Genomic DNA, 17,986 nt, shown 5'->3' with positions numbered 1-17,986 from the left:
TTTGCTTCGAGCCGTCGCTCGAAATCTTCGGTTCGGACGCTGCGCCTGATCTTGTAAACCAACGGGTCAGGGGTTTAATTCCGTTGGCAGTATTTGATTGACAAGTGGCAGTAACGCGTCTGTCGAGGCGACGTCACCTCTGCAGGCTGGCATGATCGGTCGATGGTCCACCAGCTTCCTGCGACGCCGTCGACGGTGCACTGGGGCTACTTCGATCCGCGCCTGCACCCGGTACTCACCGTCGTGTCGGGCGATTTGGTGGCGATCGAAACCCTGACGCACCACGCAGGCGATGCGCCGGACCTGTTGATGGACCCGGGAATCGCCGAGGTCTTCGACGCCGTGCAGGACCGCGGGCCGGGGCCCCATCTGCTCACCGGCCCCATCGCCGTCGAAGGGGCTCGTCCCGGCGACGTGCTGCAGGTCGACATTCTCGAAGCCACGCCGCGGCTGCCGTACGGCTCCAACCTCGCCGCGCACTGGGGTCACCTTTACCGCGAGATTCCGGTCGAGCGAGTGACGATCTACGAACTCGACGTACAGGCACAGCTCGGCCGGGCGCTGTTCGGCTACGACTGGACGGCCACGCCGCTCGCTGATGCGCCTGGCACGATCGTCGCGCCCGATACCGATGCGCGCGAACCCGCGCTGGAGGGCGTCGTCGTCCCACTGCGTCCGCACTTCGGCACCATGGGCGTCGCGCCCGCCAACGCCGAGCGGGTGTCCTCGGTGCCGCCCGGTGACCACGGCGGCAATGTCGACAACTGGCGCATCGGGGCCGGCGGACGGATGTACTACCCGATCCAGGTCGCCGGTGCGCTGCTGTCGATCGGTGATCCCCACGTCTCCCAGGGCGACGGTGAAATCAGTGGCACCGCGCTGGAATCGTCGCTAAACGGCTTGCTGCGCCTGACGGTTCGCCGTGACCTCCCGTTCAGCGTGCCGGTCCTGGAGACCGCGACCGAGCTGCTGATCCACGGCTTCGGCGACACCCTCGACGATGCGATGAAAGCCGCGGCGCTACGCACTCATCAGATTCTGCAGAGCTACTTCGGTCTCTCCCGCGCCGACGCCTATTCGTTCATGTCGGTCGCCGTGGACTTCTCCGTCACTCAGGTCGTCGATCAGCGCCAGGGCGTGCACGGCCGCATCGACAAGCGCTGCTTCCCACGCTGGCACGGAGTTCCCGCTTGAGCGACAACGGAATTCGTGCGTTCACGTTCACCCCTGACGACGGCGTCCCACCGGCCGTTGCGCCCTTCGCCCATGCCACCTCCGCGGGCCAGACGCTGTATGTCACCGGCCAGATGCCCACCGACGTCACGGGCGCCGTGGTGGGCGCCGACGTCGCCACGCAGACCGACCAGGTGCTGCGCAACTTGGCGCGGGTGACCGAATTATGCGGTGGGGGACTGGCCGACGTCGTGGCGGTCCGCGCCTACCTGGTCGACTGGGAGGACTACGGCGCATTCAATACCGCCTACGCGGCCTGGTTCCCCGACCGGCTGCCGTCGCGCACCTGCGTCGGCGTCACCGGCCTCGCGGTCGGTGCCCGCGTCGAGATCGACTGGGTCTGCTGGCGCAGCGGCGGCTGGGGGACCACAATCGGATCATGAGCCCGCGGGGCTCCAGCGCCGCGGGTTGATCCGTTGAGGAGAACACCATGAGCGCCCTCTACACATTCACCCTCGCCGCAACCGCCTTCTTCGGTGTCATCTGGCTGGCGGCACAGAATATCCGCGTCATCAAGCAGTTCGAACGCGGTGTCGTCTACCGCTTCGGTCGGGTTCAACCGGGGGTGCGGCAACCGGGGCTGACGATGCTGATTCCGCTCGCTGATCGCCTCCAGAAGGTGAACATGCAGATCATCACGTTGCCGGTGCCCGCGCAGGACGGCATCACCCGCGACAACGTGACCGTGCGCGTCGACGCGGTCATCTACTTCAACGTCGAGGATCCGGTGCGCGCGGCCGTCGACGTGCAGGACTACATGTCCGCTATCGGGCAGGTTGCGCAGACGTCGCTGCGCTCCATCATCGGCAAGAGCAATCTGGACGACCTGCTGTCCAACCGCGAGCGGCTGAATCAGGGTCTCGAGTTGTTGATCGACTGCCCCGCGCTGGGCTGGGGTATCCACATCGATCGCGTCGAGATCAAGGACGTGGTGCTGCCGGACTCGATGAAGCGGTCGATCGCCCGCCAGGCCGAGGCCGAGCGTGAACGCCGCGCCCGTGTGATCACCGCCGACGGCGAGTTGCAGGCCTCCGAAAAGCTTGCCCAGGCCGCAGGGGTGATGTCCGAGCAACCTGCGGCGCTGCAACTGCGTCTCCTGCAAACCGTCGTCGAGGTCGCGGCCGAGAAGAACTCGACACTCGTGCTGCCTTTCCCGGTCGAGTTGTTGCGGTTCCTCGAACGGTCGACACCTGACGCGTCCGAGCGCACCGACGAGGCGGTGACGTCACCGGATTCCGACGAGAAGACGCCGGAACTGACGGCGCCGACCGTGCCCGACGACGCCCGTAGCATCGCATTGGAGGAACCGCTGATACGGCGGCCTTCGGGCCAGAACACGTAGCGTGGGTGAGCCGCCACGTCCAATACAGGCGATGGCGGCTCCGAAACGAAACGACACGATGCCCAACAACACAGACACCCGGCCCCCGCACACCGGCGATGAGGAGAAGGCCACCTTGCTGGGCTTCCTCGAGTACCTGCGCGGCGCGATCGCCGCCAAGACCCAAGGTGTGCCGGAGCCACAGATTCGGACTCCCGGTGTGCCCTCGGGCACCAGCCTGCTGGGACTGGTCAAGCACCTCACTTGCGTCGAGCGGTTCTACTTCCTTGGCGAGGACGTCGATGACTGGAAAGCCACTTTGCATCCGACCCCCGACGAAACGATCGGCGGTGTCCTCGCCGACTACCGCGAGGCCGTCTGGCGAGCCAACCAGGTCATCGAGGCCTGCACCGACCTCACGCAGCCCGCCCCGAAGGCCCCGCGACGGCAATCGGCACCGTCGATGCGCTGGGTCCTGGTGCACATGATCGAGGAAACCGGGCGGCACGCGGGACACGCCGACATCCTGCGCGAACAGATCGACGGTGCCGTCGGCCGCTGAATGGGATGATCGATGGATGTCCGTCGACGCCGACGCGGTGAACCGCTGGTTCGACCAATACCTCGACGTCTTCGCTGCCTGCGCCCGCGGCGACCGGGAAATCTCCTCGCTGCTCGGTTATTACGGGGTCCCGCTGATCCTCACCACCGACGACGGTGTCACCGCGCTCATGACCGACGACGAAGCCGCAGCGGTGATGCAAAGCCAGATCGATGGCCTGCGGGCGATGGGTTATCACCACACCGTGGTACTGCATTCCCAAGTGATAGTTCTCAATTCGACGTCGGCGCTCTATCGAGGCACGATGTCGCGGCGCAACGCCGACGAGTCCGAGATCGGTTGCCCGGCAATAACTTACCTGCTCACCGACGACGTTGCCGGTCTTCGGATCGCGGTGCTGGCCGTCCAGGGGCAGTGACGCGCTAGAGCGGGGCGCGTTCGGTTGGCATTGCGGCGTCGAGTGCCGCGGGTGTGGTGAGTTCGAGTTCGACGACCATCGACTCCAGTGCCCTGCCCCAGCTTTCGTAGTACGGGCGCATCGGGTCGTCGGCTATTTCGTCCATCAGCCGTCGGCGAAACGTGTCCCACGGCAGATCGAGGCCTTGCATCAGTGCGACGGCGATCGCCAGGGCCCGCGCCTGCCATGGCTCGTCGAACACGAGCTCGCCGTTGTTGCGGGGCAGCGAATCATCTTCGAGCGGTTCAGGTTTCACAGCCGCTGCACCCCGATCATCGCGTCTCGGGTCACCAGTTCGGCGAGCTGCTCTTCCGAGAGTTCCGCGGATGCCTGCGGGCGCATCGGTAGCACGAGGTAGCGCGCCTCGGCGCTCGAGTCCCACACCCGTATCTCGATTTCGTCGCCAAGATCGGTGCCCAGTTCGGCGAGCAGCTTGCGGGGTTCGCGCACGGCGCGTGCGCGGTAGGCCGGCGCTTTGTACCACTTGGGCGGCAGGCCGAGAATCGGCCACGGGTAGCAGGAGCACAACGTGCACACCACGAGGTTGTGCACGGCAGGGGTGTTCTCCACGACGACGATGTGGCTGCCTTCTGGCCCTTCGAAGCCCAGTTCTTTGACGGCGGCGGTGCCCTCGGCCAGGAGGCGCTCCTTGTACGCCGGGTCGGTCCACGCGCGGGCGACGACCTTCGCGCCGTTCATCGGACCGAGATTGTCCTCGAAATGCCGGACGATCTCGTCGACCGCACCGGTGTCGAGGATCCCCTTCTCGACGAGCACGGATTCGATTGCGGCGACCCGTGCCTCGATCGGCGCCAGCTGCGAGGGGTGGTGGTGATCAGTGGACATCAGGCTCCTGCAGGTAGCGCTCGTACAGATCGACGTGCATGACTTCGCCGTCGGCGCCGCCATCTCCCCACAGCTCGCGCGATGTGAAGCGCACCGAATAAATGGGGTCCGTCACGAATCCGCCGCCGTGCGCCTCGATGTCGGCGACGTTGGCCGCAGCGTCGACGCGCACGATGGTCCCGCGCTTGCCCTGCACATAGCGTGGCGCGCGGGTGTGCCCCGGTGGATGCCACTCACGAACCTGGACGTTGTCGCCGACGGAGTAGCGCGGCTCGGTGCGCGGCGTGAGGTCATCGGGCAGTACACCGCGGTCGGGCCGAGACAGCGGAAACCGGCCGCCTGCGCGGCGCTCGAGTTCGTCGACCGATGCCGCGCCTGCCTCGACGGCCAGGGTCGTGACGCCGGTGAGCCAGTGCTCGTAATACGACGACGACAGGTAATGCGCCGGATCCATCCGTTCGATCGAATGACGGAACATGCCGCCGTTGCCGCCGAGAGGACCAACTGAGCCGACCATCAGCCGGAAGGACCGGCGCTCCCAGTCCTCGGCGAAATAGGGTTCGGTGTGCTGGTGTTCGACCGGCCCGAAGCCGTCAATGCCGCCGAGGTCGTGCACACCGTCCACGCCGTGATCTTACGGCGATCGCATTATCGGCAAACCTTGTTCAGCAATCGAACCTTTCGGCGCCGCGCATCGTGTCATGGATGGATACGTTGCGAAAACCACCGCATTGGGGTCGATATGCGTGCGCATATTCGTTCGTCTGTCATCGCCGGTATTGCCGTTGCGGGAGTGGCGGCACTCGCCATCACACCACTGGCGCCACCGCCGGAGTCGACTGCGCCGCCGACCGCGGTCCGTGACGTCAGGTTGACCGCAGCGCCTGCGCTGGGTGCCATCCCGGCGGCGTTTATCCGCAACCAATTCGAGTACTGCAGCCTGATCTGCCCGTTCGCCGTGCAGGGCGCGATCACGGTGCCGATCGCCGCCGCGCAGGCTCCAGCCACGTTTCTCGGTTCGCTCGCGTCTTCGGGTTCGCTTTTCAAGGCGATCGGGACTGCCGCGGCGTCGGTGACCGGGCCGGCAAACGCTGCGGCAACTCCGCTCTTCAATAACGACGTGTTCTTGGTGGTGCCGAAGGCGTTCCACGCGCTTGATGTCGCCATCGTCGAGGCGTTCAACGTCGGTGCAGCGGTATTCACGCCAGGTGAGTTACTGCAGGCGATCCAGAACGCGCGCACCAACATTCTCGGTGCCCTCGATCAACCAGTGGGGCCGCCAACGACCCCGACGGGCGCCAGGAACATATTGCAGGTCGTAACCGTCGAGGCGGTCAACGTCGTGACGGCTATCGCATTCCAGGCGGGCGAACTGCTTCTGCTCGGCGTCATCCAGACCGCCGACGCAGTCGCGCAGGAACTGGCGCAATCTGGAGACCCGGGGGCGGCGCTGTCGGCCGGTGCCGCACAGGCGGGCAAGGTCATCAACCAGTCCGCTGGAATCGTCGCTACTGCCGTCGACACCGCGGTGACGAACATCCGCAATTCTCTCAACGATCCGTTCCCGTCGGCGACCCCGCCAGAGGTCACGAGTACCGCCGTTGCTGTCAATGACGAACCAGTGAAACCCGACTCGGACAAGCCCACCGAAAAGCGAAGCGACAAAAAGGATTCAGACAGCGAAAGCGAATTTTCGCGCGAGGGTCTGCGCGATGTCTCGCGCGAGGTTCCGCGTGAGGCGGACGAACAAACCGAGGAGAAGCCGAAGCACGACTCACCGAGCGACAGCCCGGGCAAGTCTGATCATGACGACGACGGTTCTGACTCGCAGAGGTCCGAGTAGCACTATCGGCGTCACCCAGAGGGCCAATTGCCGGACAACATCATCGGCCTTGTTCGGCAGGCTTTGGCCATAGAATCGCGCCCAAATGACGAAGATCTTCAACGATCCGGCCGACTTCTCTGGTGAGACATTGTCGGGATTCGCCCGCGCCTTCCCGAAATACGTCCAGCAGGTCCCCGGTGGCGTGGTGCGCGCCAGCCCGCCGACCCCTGGCAAGGTTGCCGTCGTCGTCGGCGGTGGCACGGGGCACTATCCCGCCTTCGCCGGATGGGTGGGTCCGGGACTGGCCGACGGCGCGGTCGTCGGCGATGTCTTCGCGTCACCGTCCGCGCAGCAGATCGTGTCGGTGGCGCTGGCCGCGGACGCAGGCGGCGGCATCTTTCTGAGTTACGGCAATTACGCAGGCGACGTGCTCAACTTCGACGCCGCGCGCGACGAACTCATCGCCACCGGAGTGCCTGCCCGCTCCGTTGTGGTCACCGACGACCTGGCCTCCGCTCCGCCCGAGGACCGGACGCTGCGGCGGGGCACGGCAGGCGACTTGATCGTCGTCAAGGTGGCGGCTGCCGCGGCAGAGGCGGGCTATGACCTCGACACCGTCGCCGCTGTCGCGGGGCGAGTGAACAGGCGCACCTCGTCGCTGAGCGTGGCGTTCTCCGGGTGTACACCGCCGGGATCCGACGCGCCGCTGTTCACATTGGCGCCCGGTCAGATGGCGGTCGGGATGGGCCTGCACGGCGAACCCGGCATTTCGGAGGAACCGGTGCTGCGCGCCGCCGATCTGGCAGAGCTGCTCGTCGCCCGCATTCTGGCCGAACGCCCCGACGACGCGACGCAGGCCGCGGTCCTGGTGAACGGGATGGGCGCCACCCGCTACGAGGAACTGTTCGTGCTGTGGCACGAGGTGGCGCCACGACTGGAGGCCGCCGATGTGGAGATGATCGACCCCGAAGTGGGTGAGCTGGTCACCAGCCTCGACATGGCCGGCGTCTCGTTGACCATCGGATGGCTCGACGACGAGACCCGCGTCTTGTGGAGTGCGCCCGCCAATGCTCCGGCGTACCGCAAGATCACGATGGAACCGGTCACCGCGACGTCGCGGGCGGTTCGGTTGCCCGCCGCAAGGAGCATCCCCGCCGCGTCAGCGGCCTCCCGTCTCGTCGCGAAAAGCATTGTGGTAGCGCTGGAATCGGTAGCCGAGTCGCTTGCCGAGCACGAAGGTGAACTCGGTCAACTCGACGCGTTCGCCGGCAACGGCGACCACGGCCGGGTGATGACACGCGGCGCAAGGGCGGCCGTCGCGGCAGCGCGGCGGGCGGTGGCCGACGACGCCGGCGCTGCGACCACGCTGCTGCTGGCCGCCGATGCGTGGAGCGACCGCGCAGGCGGCACGTCGGGAGCGCTGTGGGGTGCCGGCCTGCGGGCCGCCGCGCGAGTGATGTCCGACGACGAGGTGCCCTCGGGCATCGCCACCACCGCGTTACGCGCGGCACTGGACGCGGTGACCGCCTACGGCAACGCGAGACTGGGCGACAAGACGCTCGTCGACGCGTTCCTGCCCTTCGTCGAGAGTTTCGAGGTCGACATCCTCGCGGGTCTGCCTGTGGGCGCGGCGTGGGTCAACGCGGCAGCAGCCTCCGCACGTTCGGCCGACGCCACGTCGTCGTTGACGCCGAGGCTGGGCAGGGCCCGGCCGCTGGCGGCCCGCAGTCTCGGACATGCCGATCCCGGGGCGGTGTCCTTCGCCATCGCGATGGCTGCAGTCTCGGAACATTTCGCGTGACCCGTTCGCGCAGTGCCGTAGTGATGCGGGCCGCCGAGATGTATTACCTCGAGCATCAGACAATGGACGCGATCGCCGACGCGATGAATTGCTCACGGGCCACGGTGTCCCGAATGATCGGCGAGGCAAGAGCTTTGGGACTGGTCGAGATCACCGTGCATCGACATCGTCGCGCCGCTGCCACGCTCGAGACCCTGATCGCCGAGCGTTACAACGTCGACGTAACCGTGGTGGCCCCGCCGGAGAATGCCAACGATACGGACCGGCTGCGGCACGCGGCGGCACAGGCCGGCACGGTTCTACGGGCGAGCCTGGCGCCCGACCTGTCGATCGCGGTCGCGTGGGGCGTCACCATCGCCACCTTGGCCCGCAGCCTGACGCCGGGAGTCGTGCCGGGACTGCAGGTCGTCCAGATGAGCGGGGCGGGTAACACGTTCTCATCCGGTGCGGAGTATGCGGCGGGCACGCTCGGCAGGTTCGGTGCTGCGCTCGGCGCGCGTGTCCACCAGTTCCCGGTGCCTGCGTTCTTCGATCGGGCGTCGGCTCGCGAGACACTGTGGGGCGAGCGCAGTGTCCAGCGGGTGCTTCGTTTGCAGGAGCAGGCGAACCTCGCGGTGTTCTCGGTGAGCGCGCTGGAGAGCCGGATACCCGGGCACCTGTACCGCGCCGGCTACCTGCAGCGCGACGACCTGCGCGACCTCGCCAGGCGCGGTGTCGTGGGGGAGTTGGGCACCGTATTCCTGCGCGCGGACGGCTCGAGCGAATCCGTCGACATCAACGCCCGCTCGAGTGGTCTGCCCATCGAGTCGCTCAGGCGCATCAGGCGCCGGATCTGCGTGGCCGCAGGCGCTGCGAAGGCCCCGATCATCCGTGCGGCCCTGCTGGCCGGCGCGATCACCGACCTCGTCGTCGACGACGCCGCGGCCGAAATGCTCGTCAGCTGACTGAACGGATTCTCACTCCAGCCGCCGGTGGCCAACGAATTAGCGGCGCTGTAACTGTGTCGATGCAGCTCATTGCTGAACGTGTCTGCAACTTCGTTCACGCGGGCTGTTCGGTCTGGAAACGGTGTGTCTAGCATCACTCCGCGCGCAGTACCTCATACCCACCAGGACTGTAGGAGTCACCAATGGGCACACCGGCCCCGTCGGCCGTGGAACGGTCGGCCATCCGCAAGATCGCCGTGCGGCTGGTTCCGTTCGTCGCGCTGATGTTCTTCATCAACTACCTCGACCGCACCGCCATCTCCTTCGCGGGCCCCAACGGGATGAACGAGGACCTCGGCCTGACCGCGGCCCAGTTCGGCCTGGCCTCCGGCGTGTTCTTCATCGGCTACATCCTGCTGGAGATTCCCAGCAATATCGCGTTACACAAGTTCGGGGCGCGCAAGTGGCTGGCCCGAATCATGGTGTCGTGGGGCATCGTCTCGCTGCTGTTCACGTTCGTGCAGAACGTCGAAGGGCTTTATGCGCTGCGGGTGATCCTGGGTATCGCCGAAGCCGGGTTCTTTCCCGGCGCGATCCTGTTCCTGTCGCTGTGGGTGCCCGCCCGTTACCGCAGCAAGGTGCTGGCACTGTTCTACGTGGCGCAGCCGCTGACGACGGTCATCGGCGCACCGCTGGCCGGTGCGCTGATCTCGGCCGACGGCGTCTTCGGTCTCGAGGGCTGGCGGTTCATGTTCCTGTGCGTTTCACTGCCTGCGATTGTCATCGGCATCGTCGCGTGGTTCTACCTCACCGACAAGCCGGCCGACGCGAAATGGCTTACCCCGCAAGAGAAGAAGTGGCTGACGGGTGAGCTGGTCGCCGAGGAGCAGGCCAAGACCGGCCATGGCGGCAAAGGCGCAATGCTCGCGGCCGTCCGCAGCGGCCGGGTGTGGACGCTGGCGTTCATCTACTTCGGCTTCATCTATGGGCTGTATGCGTTGGCGTTCTTCCTGCCGACGATCATCGCGGGCTTCCAGGAGCAGTTCGGCACTACGTTCAACGTGTTCGAAAAGGGCCTCATCACAGCGATTCCGTACCTTCCCGCCGCGGTCGTACTGCTGCTGTGGTCACGCGACGCCACCCGTCGTGGCGTAAGGACCTGGCACATCGCCGGACCAGCAGTGGTCGGCGGGCTGAGTGTGCCGCTGGCGCTGTTCATGGGTTCGCCTGCGGCGACGATCGCCGTGATCACCGTGACGGCGTGCGCCATCTTCGCGGCGCTGCCGAACTTCTGGACGGTCCCGGCGAAGTTCCTCACCGGGGCGGCCGCGGCCGTCGGCATCGCACTGGTCAACACATTCGGCAACATCGCCGGATTCGCGGCCGGCTATGTGACGGGATGGCTGAAGGACTTCAGCGGTTCGTACGTGGTGCCGATGTTCGTCGTCGGTGGGCTCATGCTGCTGTCGGGTGCACTGATGGTGGCGCTGAGTCGGCGCGACCAAACGTCGCAGGACGCAACATCCGCCGCCGCGCAGGCCGAGGATATGGCGATCGTGGGTGCGACCACCAGTGAGCCGGCCCGATGACCCACTTGTTCAACGACCCGGCCGCTTTTGCCGATGAGGTTCTCGACGGTTTCGTCGCCGCCCATCGTGAGCTGGTCCGCCGCGTGGCAGGAGGCGTAGTCCGGGCCGCGGCGCCCAAGCCTGGCGAAGTCGCGGTCGTGGTGGCGGGCGGTGCCGGCCACTATCCGGCTTTCGCCGGTCTGGTAGGCCCCGGCTTGGCGCACGGTGCCGCCGTCGGCAACATCTTCGCCTCCCCGTCGGCGCGACAGATCTGCTCGGTGGCCAGCGCGGTGTCGGCAGGCGCCGGGGTGTTGCTGTGTTACGGGAACTACGCAGGAGATGTTCTGCACTGCGCCGAGGCCGCTGCGCTGTTGACCCAAAATGGTGTCCCCACAAGGACATTGGCCGTCACCGACGACATCGCCAGCGCCGGTACCGACGAGATCGGCAAGCGCCGCGGCATCGCGGGGGATCTGGCGGTGTTCAAGGCCGCCTCGGCCGCGGCGGAGGCGGGGAGGTCACTGGACGAGGTGCAGAGCGTCGCATCGCGCGCCAACGATCGGACCCGCTCCTTCGGCGTCGCGTTCTCCGGATGCACCCTGCCGGGTGCGACCGACCCCCTGTTCACCGTGACACCGGGCCGGATGGCCGTCGGCCTCGGAATTCATGGCGAGCCCGGCATCGGTGAGGTGGCCGTACCGACCGCGGATGCGTTGGCGGTGATGCTCGTTTCCCGGCTGCTGGACGACCTGCCCGCTGATTTGGCGTCCGTGCGCGGCGCGCGAGTCGGATTGGTACTCAACGGCTTAGGCACCGTCAAGCACGAAGAACTCTTCGTCGTCTACCGGCGGGTCGCGCAACTGCTGGCCGGTGAGGGAGTGGAGATCGTGCACCCCGAGGTCGGTGAGTTCGTCACCAGCTACGACCTAGCCGGGTTGTCGCTGACGCTGTTCTGGCTTGACGACGAACTCGAGCGCTACTGGACGCTGCCCGTGCACACGGCGGCATTCCGCAAGGGCGGCGTCGCCTTGGCCGCGCCCACTGTCGATGGGCAGGTGGATGCACTGTCGGCGCCGTTCGCGGATGAAGTCATTCCCGGCAGCGATGCGTCACATGAAGTGGCCAGGACCGTGCTCGCGGCGCTGGTCGCCGTCCGCGACGTCATCGACGAGAACGCCGAGCGGCTGGGCGACATCGATGCGGTGGCCGGCGACGGTGACCACGGCATCGGGATGCAGCGCGGCGCGAAGGCCGCCGTCGACGCCGCAACCGCCGCGTTCGACAACGGAGCAGGGGCCGGCACCGTGCTCACCCTCGCCGGTGACGCATGGTCAGATCGCGCGGGCGGCACATCCGGGGCGTTGTGGGGAATTGGCTTGCGCGCCATAGGATCTGCGATGGGTGATGAGGACAAGCCCGACGCAAGAGCTGTCAGTGAGGGGATCGCCGCCGCGCTGCGCGGCATTCAGCAGGTCGGCAAGGCCAAACTCGGCGACAAGACGCTGGTCGACGTGTTGGCACCGGCAAGCGAAGCGCTGAGCCGAGCGGTGGCTAGTGGCCAAAGTCTCGGTGCCGCCATGGACAACGCCGCGCTCGTCGCCGAGGACGCTGCGCTCGCAACCAGCGCGCTGCTGCCGAGAATAGGCCGCGCGCGGCCGCTCGCCGAAAAGAGCAGGGGCACACCGGATCCTGGCGCTGTCTCGATGGCGCTGGCGTTCGGCGCCGTACGCAACGCGCTCGTGGGCATCTGCTGAGGCATATCGTCATGAAAGAAGAGGAATGATCTTGACCGAAAGATTGCGCATCGTGGTGGGATCCGACGACGCCGGCTTCGAATACAAGGAGGCGCTCAAACGCGACCTCTCGGCCAGCCCGCTCGTGGAGTCGGTGGTGGATGTCGGTGTCGGCGCGGACGATCACCAGCCCTACCCGCGTGTCGCGGTTGCCGCAGCCGAACTCGTCGCCTCCGGGCAGGCCGACCGGGCCCTTTTGGTCTGCGGCACCGGGCTGGGGGTGGCGATCTCGGCCAACAAGGTGCCTGGCATCCGCGCGGTCACCGCCCACGACAGCTTCTCCGTTGAAAGGTCGGTGCTGAGCAACAATGCGCAGGTCCTCACGCTCGGCCAGCGCGTGATCGGTCTGGAACTCGCGCGACGACTCACCCGCGAGTGGCTGACGTACCGATTCGACGAAACCTCGGCGTCGGCCGACAAACTGCAGGTGCTGGCCTCCTACGAGATGAGCGGTTCCTGTTAGATGCCTTCTCTGTTCATCGGTGTCAGCCTGAAGATGTACTTCGGGCGATTCCGCACGGCCGATTGGTGCCGCGCGGTCGCCGACATCGCGAGCACGCATCCGGCCGTCACCGACGGACATGTGAGGCTGGTGGTGCTGCCGTCGCACCCGTATCTTCTTGAGGCGCGCAGCATCTTCTCGGCCACGCCCGTGCAGATCGGCGGCCAAGATCTGTTCTGGGAGGACGGCGGCGCCTTCACCGGCGAGGTGAGCGGCACGCAACTGCGCGAACTTGGCTGTGACTACGCCGAAATCGGGCATGCCGAGCGGCGGCGAATCTTCGGCGAAGACGACGCCGTGATCGCGGCCAAGACTGCTGCCGCGTTTCGCAACGGGCTGACGCCGCTGGTGTGCGTCGGCGAGGCGAATCGATCTTCGGTTGACGGTGCTGCCGCCGAATGTGGTGCGCAACTGACCTCGGCGCTAGCCACCGCTCAGGACATCGCGGGACCCGTCGTGGTGGCCTATGAGCCGCAGTGGGCGATCGGTGCCGCCGAACCCGCTTCACCGCACCACATCACAGCGGTGTGCGAGGCACTTCGTGCCCAGTTGTCACGGACACCGTTCACCGGCAGCCAAATCGTCTACGGTGGCAGTGCCCAGCCAGGACTCTTGACCCAACTGAAATTCGGCGTGGACGGGCTGTTTCTCGGTCGCTTCGCCCACGATCCTGCCGCTGTCGCAACGATTCTCGACGAGGCCGTCGGCCTCGCCGTCGATGGGAGGCCACAATGGCGATCGGCCTGAGCACCTACGCGTTCTTCTGGCGTACCTCGGCCAAGGTCGTCGCGCCGCTCTCGCTGCACGACATGGTCAAACAGACCAACGAACTGGGCTGCACCGTGCTGCAGATCTGCGACTACCCGGCTGTCGAGACGCTCACTCCCTCAGAACTGCTCGACATACACGACGTGGCGGTAGACCTCGGCATCGAGATCGAATTGGGCACGCGGGGCATCGATCCCGCTCACCTGCACCGCTACCTCGAGATCGCGGAGCCCCTTGGCGCGACACTGATCCGGTCCATGCTGCACACCGCCACGCACAAACCCGCCCCTGACGACGCTGTTGCGTTACTCAAGACCGCGATGCGGGCATTCGAAAACCAGGGCGTGGAACTGGCTTTGGAGACCTACGAACAAGTGCGGACTGCCGACCTGCTAGAGGTCGTCGAGGGTGTTGGATCCGATGCGCTGGGGATCTGCCTCGACCCGGGTAACTGTGTGGCAGGCCTGGAGCTGCCGCACGATGTCGTCGAACGGACCGCGCCGCACGTGAAGAACATGCATATCAAGGACTTCGCCTTCACCAGGCAGCCCGGCTGGGTCGGGTTCACGCTGGCAGGCTGCCCGCTGGGGGAAGGGCTGCTGGACTACGACGAGATGATCACCGTCGTGGATCCGGAATCGCGAGGCATCAACCAAATCGTGGAGCACTGGCTTCCGTGGCAGGACGACGCCGATACCACCTGTTCACTCGAAGCCCAATGGACAGAACACAGTATCAACTATCTGAGGAGTAGGACATGACCGACCAGTCAGCCACCGTCACCGTCATAGGCGCGGGAGGCAAAATGGGCCAGCGGATTTCGAACAATCTCGCCAAGAGCGAGTACCGGGTGCTCTACTGCGAGAACTCGCCGCAGGGCCGGGAACTGGTGCTGGGTCTGGGGCGCGAGCTCACCGACACCGACGAGGCCGCATCCCGCGCAGACGTCGTGATCCTGGCGGTGCCGGATGTGGTGTTGGGCAAGGTATCCGCCGGCGTCGTGCCGCTGATGAAGTCCGGTGCCATTGTGCTGACGCTGGATCCTGCCGCCGCATACGCCAACTTGCTCCATCGGCGCGACGACATCGCCTATGCGGTCGCGCACCCATGCCATCCGTCGGTGTTCCTCGAGCGCACCACCAAAGAGCAGCATGCCGATACGTTCGGCGGCATCGCCGCACCGCAGGAGGTTGTCGCCGCGTTCGAGAACGGTGACGAGGCCGCCCGTGACGTCGTCGAAGGCGTCGTGCGGGTGGGTTACGGCCCGGTTCTCGACGTCCACTGGGTGACGGTCAAACAACTCGCCGTACTCGAACCGACGCTGGTGGAAACCGTCGCCTGCATGGTCGGCGGGCTGCTCAAGGAGGCCCTGCACGAGACGGTGCATACCGTGGGTGTGCCCGAAGCGGCCGCCAAGGCAATGCTTTTCGGGCATGTGCAAGTTGCGCTGGCGAACACGCTTCGGGGCTCGAATCCGTTCTCGGATGCCTGCCTGATCGCGATGGACTACGGTCGGGAGAGCATTGTTCGCGACGATTGGAAAAAGATCTTCGACGATTCCGAGCTCGACAAAGTCATCACGCGGATGTTGCGCATCGATCAGATAAACCGCGCGGCGGTCTAGTTTTCATCACCGCTTGGCGCGGCGTCCGGTTCGTCTTCGGCCGTCGTCGGTGCTTCGACCGGTTCTTCCTCCAACGACAGCGCGATGCCAAGGGCGAGGAAGAACACGACGAACAGCGGCCCGCCCACGTAGAAGTTCATCGGGCCGCCGGGTGAAATGAAGCTGCCTGGCGGACCGATGATGGTGATCGTCTCGATCAGCTGCTGGACCGCGAAGACAGCGGCGATAATGCCGAGCCATCGCGGGAACTGGGCGGCATTGGCTGCCAACAGAATTGGCACCGCCACCATGATGTCGGCTGCGGTCAAGATCGGGCCCCACATGGCGACGATGTCCGCAAGGGTGCGGGCAGTCGCCGACCCGAGCTGGTCTGGATGAAGCGCGAGGCCGGCGGTGAACCACATCGCGATGCTCGTTTCGACCAGCACGACAGCCGAGCCGATGGTGAACACGTATGCCGCTGGGCCGCTCAGCCGGTCACGGGCATAACCGAGCACCACCACCAATGCCAAACACCCGAACGTCATCATCAGCGCCTGCGTGCGCATCGCATCGGAATGCTCTCTGAAGTACGAGACGATGTCGTAGCCCGGTTTGTCGATTCCGGGCAGCGTCGGAACCATCAGCAGCGCAGCGGTGAACAGAACCGCAAATGCGATGCCAGCGATCATCGGAGTACGACGATCCATAGCAAATGATCGTAGACCGCTATCCACAGACTCGATTTCATCCACAGGTCCGTCGGCGCGTCGCGGGAGGAGTGCAATCCCGTCTGGCCGCGAGCCTACGTTCAGCGCATGCGAACCGAACTGCCGGCCGAGCGTCTGCATCGTCGTCTCGGCGGAGGAACCGATTCCGAGCCGGGCGCCGAGGACGAGCCCCCGGACACCTCGTTGTCGCGGTGGCTACCGGACAACAAGGCGGGAGGGGCCACCAGCTGGATGGCGGGAGTGCGGGCCGACCCCGGCCGTGCCGGTGTCATCGCGTTGGCAGCCGTTGGGGTGATCGCTGTGCTGGTGACGGTGTTCACCCTGGTGCGTGACAAACCGCCGCCGGTGGTATCGGCCAAACTGCCTCCGGTGCAGATGGTTTCGTCTACCAATCCGACACCGGGCGCTGCGCCCAGTCTCGATGAGTCGGTCGTGATCAGCGTGGTGGGACTCGTCCACAAGCCGGGGCTGGTGACGCTGAAACCCGGCGCGCGGATCGCCGATGCTCTGACCGCGGCGGGCGGCGCGTTGGACGGTGCCGACCTGATGGGGCTGAACATGGCGCGTCGGCTCACCGACGGGGAGCAGATCATCGTCGGAATCGCTGGGCCGCCGGGCCAGCCAGCCGCGATGGGAAGCTCGATCAGTCCCGAGCCCGGCACCGCTCCATCGGCCGGTGGCCCGTCGGCGACTGGAAGTGCCTCGGCGCCAGGCGGTTTGGTGGATCTGAACACCGCGACCGTGGAACAGCTCGACACCTTGCCAGGGGTCGGTCCTGTGACCGCAGCGGCGATCGTCGCGTGGCGGGTTGCCAACGGAAAGTTCACCAGCGTGGATCAACTCGGCGAGGTCGACGGCATCGGGCCCGCGCGGCTGGAGAAGCTGCGCGACCTCGTCCATGTCTGACGTCGGTGGACGGCGCCACAGCCAGGCTCGACCTACGACTGGTTCCCGCCGCGCTGACCTGTTGGGCGGTCACCGCGGCAGGAATCCTCTGGCAGGTAGGCGGTTCGATTGCGGCGGTGATCGCAGCGACGACGATCACCGCCGCTGGAGGGTGGTTTGGTGGCCGCCACGACGGCGAGGCCGACATCCGGGCGCTTCGTGCGGGCGTCGTGGCCGTCGCCGTGGTCGGCGCCGGATTCGCCATCGCGATCGGGCTGCGCGTTGACGAGTTGCGCGATCATCCGATTGTCGAGCGCTATGGCACGGTCGCCACCGTGGTCGTCACGCCCACGGAGAGTCCACGTTCGCTGAGCGGTAGCCGGACGATGTTCCGCGCAACACTGAAGATGCTCGAGGGCCATGAAATATCCGGCCGCACGGTGGTTTTCGCGTCGGCCCGCTTCGCCAACCTGGCTGCGGGCCAACCGGTGAGGTTCCGCGCCCGCATCGGCGCACCGACTCGGCGCGACCTGACCGTCGCGGTGTTGTCGGCTACCGGCGAACCGACACTGGGGGAGGCGGCGCCGATTCTGCGGGTCGCCGATCACGTCCGCACTGGGTTCGGCGATGCGGCGCGCGCGGCACTGCCCGTCGATCAGGCGGCCATGCTGCCCGCGCTGGTATTGGGCGACACCTCGACATTGACCGGACAGACCACCGCGGAGTTCCGTGCGTCGGGATTGACTCATCTGACGGCGGTGTCGGGGGCCAACGTCACCATCGTGTGCGGAGCGGTGTTGCTCAGCGCCGCGCTGGTTGGTCCGCGCGTGGCGGTCGCGTTCGCGGCGTTGGCACTGGTGGCGTTCGTCGTCGTGGTCCAGCCGTCCGCGAGTGTGCTGCGCGCCGCGGTGATGGGCGGCATCACCTTGATGGCGGTGGTGTCCCATCGTCGCCGGCAAGCCATCCCCGTGCTGTCCGCCAGCGTGATCGTGTTGATGATCGCGGCGCCCGAGCTCGCCGTCGATGTGGGATTCGCACTGTCGGCATCGGCGACGGCGGCGCTTGTCGTCCTCGCCCCGATGTGGTCGCGACGCCTGACTGGGCGCGGCTGGCCCAAGCCGCTGGCCGACGCCGTGAGCGTCGCGGTCGCCGCGCAGCTCGTGAC

General features: G+C 66.4%; 20 protein-coding genes. 16 read left to right on the top strand and 4 right to left on the bottom strand.

The window, feature by feature from the left end; all coding sequences use genetic code 11:
• Nucleotides 1–162: 162 nt before the first annotated feature.
• Genes VFH65_RS03370 through VFH65_RS03350 form a run of 5 tightly spaced genes read left to right on the top strand, consistent with a single transcriptional unit; the run spans nt 163 to nt 3,534 of the window.
• Nucleotides 163–1,194 carry an acetamidase/formamidase family protein gene (locus VFH65_RS03370; protein WP_353319719.1) on the top strand — a complete coding sequence of 344 codons (1,032 nt, stop codon included), beginning with the start codon at nt 163–165 and terminating at the stop codon, nt 1,192–1,194.
• Complete coding sequence (locus tag VFH65_RS03365) at nt 1,191–1,616, top strand: RidA family protein (protein ID WP_353319718.1); 426 nt, start codon at nt 1,191–1,193, stop codon at nt 1,614–1,616. The genes VFH65_RS03370 and VFH65_RS03365 overlap by 4 nt, the downstream gene beginning before the upstream one ends.
• A 47-nt stretch (nt 1,617–1,663) precedes the next feature.
• The gene (locus tag VFH65_RS03360; RefSeq protein ID WP_353319717.1) at nt 1,664–2,575 is read left to right on the top strand and encodes an SPFH domain-containing protein; all 912 of its coding nucleotides are present in this window, start codon (nt 1,664–1,666) and stop codon (nt 2,573–2,575) included.
• A gap of 58 nt (nt 2,576–2,633) precedes the next feature.
• Nucleotides 2,634–3,116 (top strand): DinB family protein, encoded by a 483-nt coding sequence (locus VFH65_RS03355; RefSeq protein WP_353319716.1) that lies wholly within the window; start codon nt 2,634–2,636, stop codon nt 3,114–3,116.
• A 16-nt stretch (nt 3,117–3,132) separates the two neighbouring features.
• Nucleotides 3,133–3,534, top strand: a complete 402-nt coding sequence (locus VFH65_RS03350; RefSeq protein WP_353319715.1) for a hypothetical protein — start codon at nt 3,133–3,135, stop codon at nt 3,532–3,534.
• Between the two features lie 4 nt (nt 3,535–3,538).
• Here VFH65_RS03350 and VFH65_RS03345 read toward each other — a convergent pair whose 3' ends face one another.
• Genes VFH65_RS03345 through nthB form a run of 3 tightly spaced genes read right to left on the bottom strand, consistent with a single transcriptional unit; the run spans nt 3,539 to nt 5,044 of the window.
• Nucleotides 3,539–3,829 carry a nitrile hydratase accessory protein gene (locus VFH65_RS03345; RefSeq protein ID WP_353319714.1) on the bottom strand — a complete coding sequence of 97 codons (291 nt, stop codon included), beginning with the start codon at nt 3,827–3,829 and terminating at the stop codon, nt 3,539–3,541.
• The gene (nthA, locus tag VFH65_RS03340; RefSeq protein ID WP_353319713.1) at nt 3,826–4,419 is read right to left on the bottom strand and encodes a nitrile hydratase subunit alpha; all 594 of its coding nucleotides are present in this window, start codon (nt 4,417–4,419) and stop codon (nt 3,826–3,828) included. The genes VFH65_RS03345 and nthA overlap by 4 nt, the downstream gene beginning before the upstream one ends.
• Nucleotides 4,409–5,044, bottom strand: a complete 636-nt coding sequence (gene nthB, locus VFH65_RS03335) for a nitrile hydratase subunit beta (protein WP_353319712.1) — start codon at nt 5,042–5,044, stop codon at nt 4,409–4,411. The genes nthA and nthB overlap by 11 nt, the downstream gene beginning before the upstream one ends.
• Before the next feature lie 117 nt (nt 5,045–5,161).
• Between nthB and VFH65_RS03330 the strand changes: the two genes are divergently transcribed.
• From VFH65_RS03330 to VFH65_RS03290, 9 genes are all read left to right on the top strand, one after another.
• Nucleotides 5,162–6,262: a hypothetical protein gene (locus VFH65_RS03330; RefSeq protein ID WP_353319711.1), complete on the top strand. Its 1,101-nt coding sequence runs from the start codon at nt 5,162–5,164 to the stop codon at nt 6,260–6,262.
• Nucleotides 6,263–6,347: 85 nt separating this feature from the next.
• Complete coding sequence (locus VFH65_RS03325) at nt 6,348–8,045, top strand: dihydroxyacetone kinase family protein (RefSeq protein WP_353319710.1); 1,698 nt, start codon at nt 6,348–6,350, stop codon at nt 8,043–8,045.
• Nucleotides 8,042–8,989 (top strand): sugar-binding transcriptional regulator, encoded by a 948-nt coding sequence (locus VFH65_RS03320; RefSeq protein WP_353319709.1) that lies wholly within the window; start codon nt 8,042–8,044, stop codon nt 8,987–8,989. Before VFH65_RS03325 ends, VFH65_RS03320 begins: the two co-directional genes overlap by 4 nt.
• Nucleotides 8,990–9,174: 185 nt before the next feature.
• On the top strand, nt 9,175–10,560 hold the full coding sequence (locus VFH65_RS03315) for an MFS transporter (RefSeq protein ID WP_353319708.1): 1,386 nt from the start codon (nt 9,175–9,177) through the stop codon (nt 10,558–10,560).
• The gene (locus VFH65_RS03310; protein ID WP_353319707.1) at nt 10,557–12,293 is read left to right on the top strand and encodes a dihydroxyacetone kinase family protein; all 1,737 of its coding nucleotides are present in this window, start codon (nt 10,557–10,559) and stop codon (nt 12,291–12,293) included. Before VFH65_RS03315 ends, VFH65_RS03310 begins: the two co-directional genes overlap by 4 nt.
• A 25-nt stretch (nt 12,294–12,318) precedes the next feature.
• Nucleotides 12,319–12,795: a ribose-5-phosphate isomerase gene (locus tag VFH65_RS03305; protein ID WP_353319706.1), complete on the top strand. Its 477-nt coding sequence runs from the start codon at nt 12,319–12,321 to the stop codon at nt 12,793–12,795.
• Complete coding sequence (locus VFH65_RS03300) at nt 12,796–13,581, top strand: triose-phosphate isomerase family protein (protein ID WP_353319705.1); 786 nt, start codon at nt 12,796–12,798, stop codon at nt 13,579–13,581.
• Nucleotides 13,566–14,363 carry a sugar phosphate isomerase/epimerase family protein gene (locus VFH65_RS03295; RefSeq protein ID WP_353319704.1) on the top strand — a complete coding sequence of 266 codons (798 nt, stop codon included), beginning with the start codon at nt 13,566–13,568 and terminating at the stop codon, nt 14,361–14,363. The genes VFH65_RS03300 and VFH65_RS03295 overlap by 16 nt, the downstream gene beginning before the upstream one ends.
• Nucleotides 14,360–15,226 (top strand): phosphogluconate dehydrogenase C-terminal domain-containing protein, encoded by an 867-nt coding sequence (locus tag VFH65_RS03290; RefSeq protein WP_353319703.1) that lies wholly within the window; start codon nt 14,360–14,362, stop codon nt 15,224–15,226. The genes VFH65_RS03295 and VFH65_RS03290 overlap by 4 nt, the downstream gene beginning before the upstream one ends.
• Here the strand turns inward: VFH65_RS03290 and VFH65_RS03285 are convergent.
• Nucleotides 15,223–15,915 (bottom strand): hypothetical protein, encoded by a 693-nt coding sequence (locus VFH65_RS03285; protein ID WP_353319702.1) that lies wholly within the window; start codon nt 15,913–15,915, stop codon nt 15,223–15,225. The two genes, VFH65_RS03290 and VFH65_RS03285, sit on opposite strands and share 4 nt — an antisense overlap.
• A gap of 108 nt (nt 15,916–16,023) precedes the next feature.
• On the opposite strand from VFH65_RS03285, the gene VFH65_RS03280 reads away from it, so the two are divergent.
• Nucleotides 16,024–16,842, top strand: coding sequence for a ComEA family DNA-binding protein (locus VFH65_RS03280; protein ID WP_353319701.1), 819 nt, complete (start codon nt 16,024–16,026; stop codon nt 16,840–16,842).
• Nucleotides 16,843–16,847: 5 nt separating this feature from the next.
• Nucleotides 16,848–17,986, top strand: a 1,139-nt coding sequence (locus tag VFH65_RS03275) for a ComEC/Rec2 family competence protein (protein ID WP_353319700.1), incomplete at its 3' end; no start/stop codon positions are given.

This window comes from Mycobacterium sp. (genome assembly GCF_035697385.1).
In the GTDB taxonomy this organism is placed as follows: Bacteria; Actinomycetota; Actinomycetes; order Mycobacteriales; family Mycobacteriaceae; genus Mycobacterium.
Note: the sequence above shows the minus strand (reverse complement) of the source record. Positions and strands in the feature narration are given on the sequence as shown.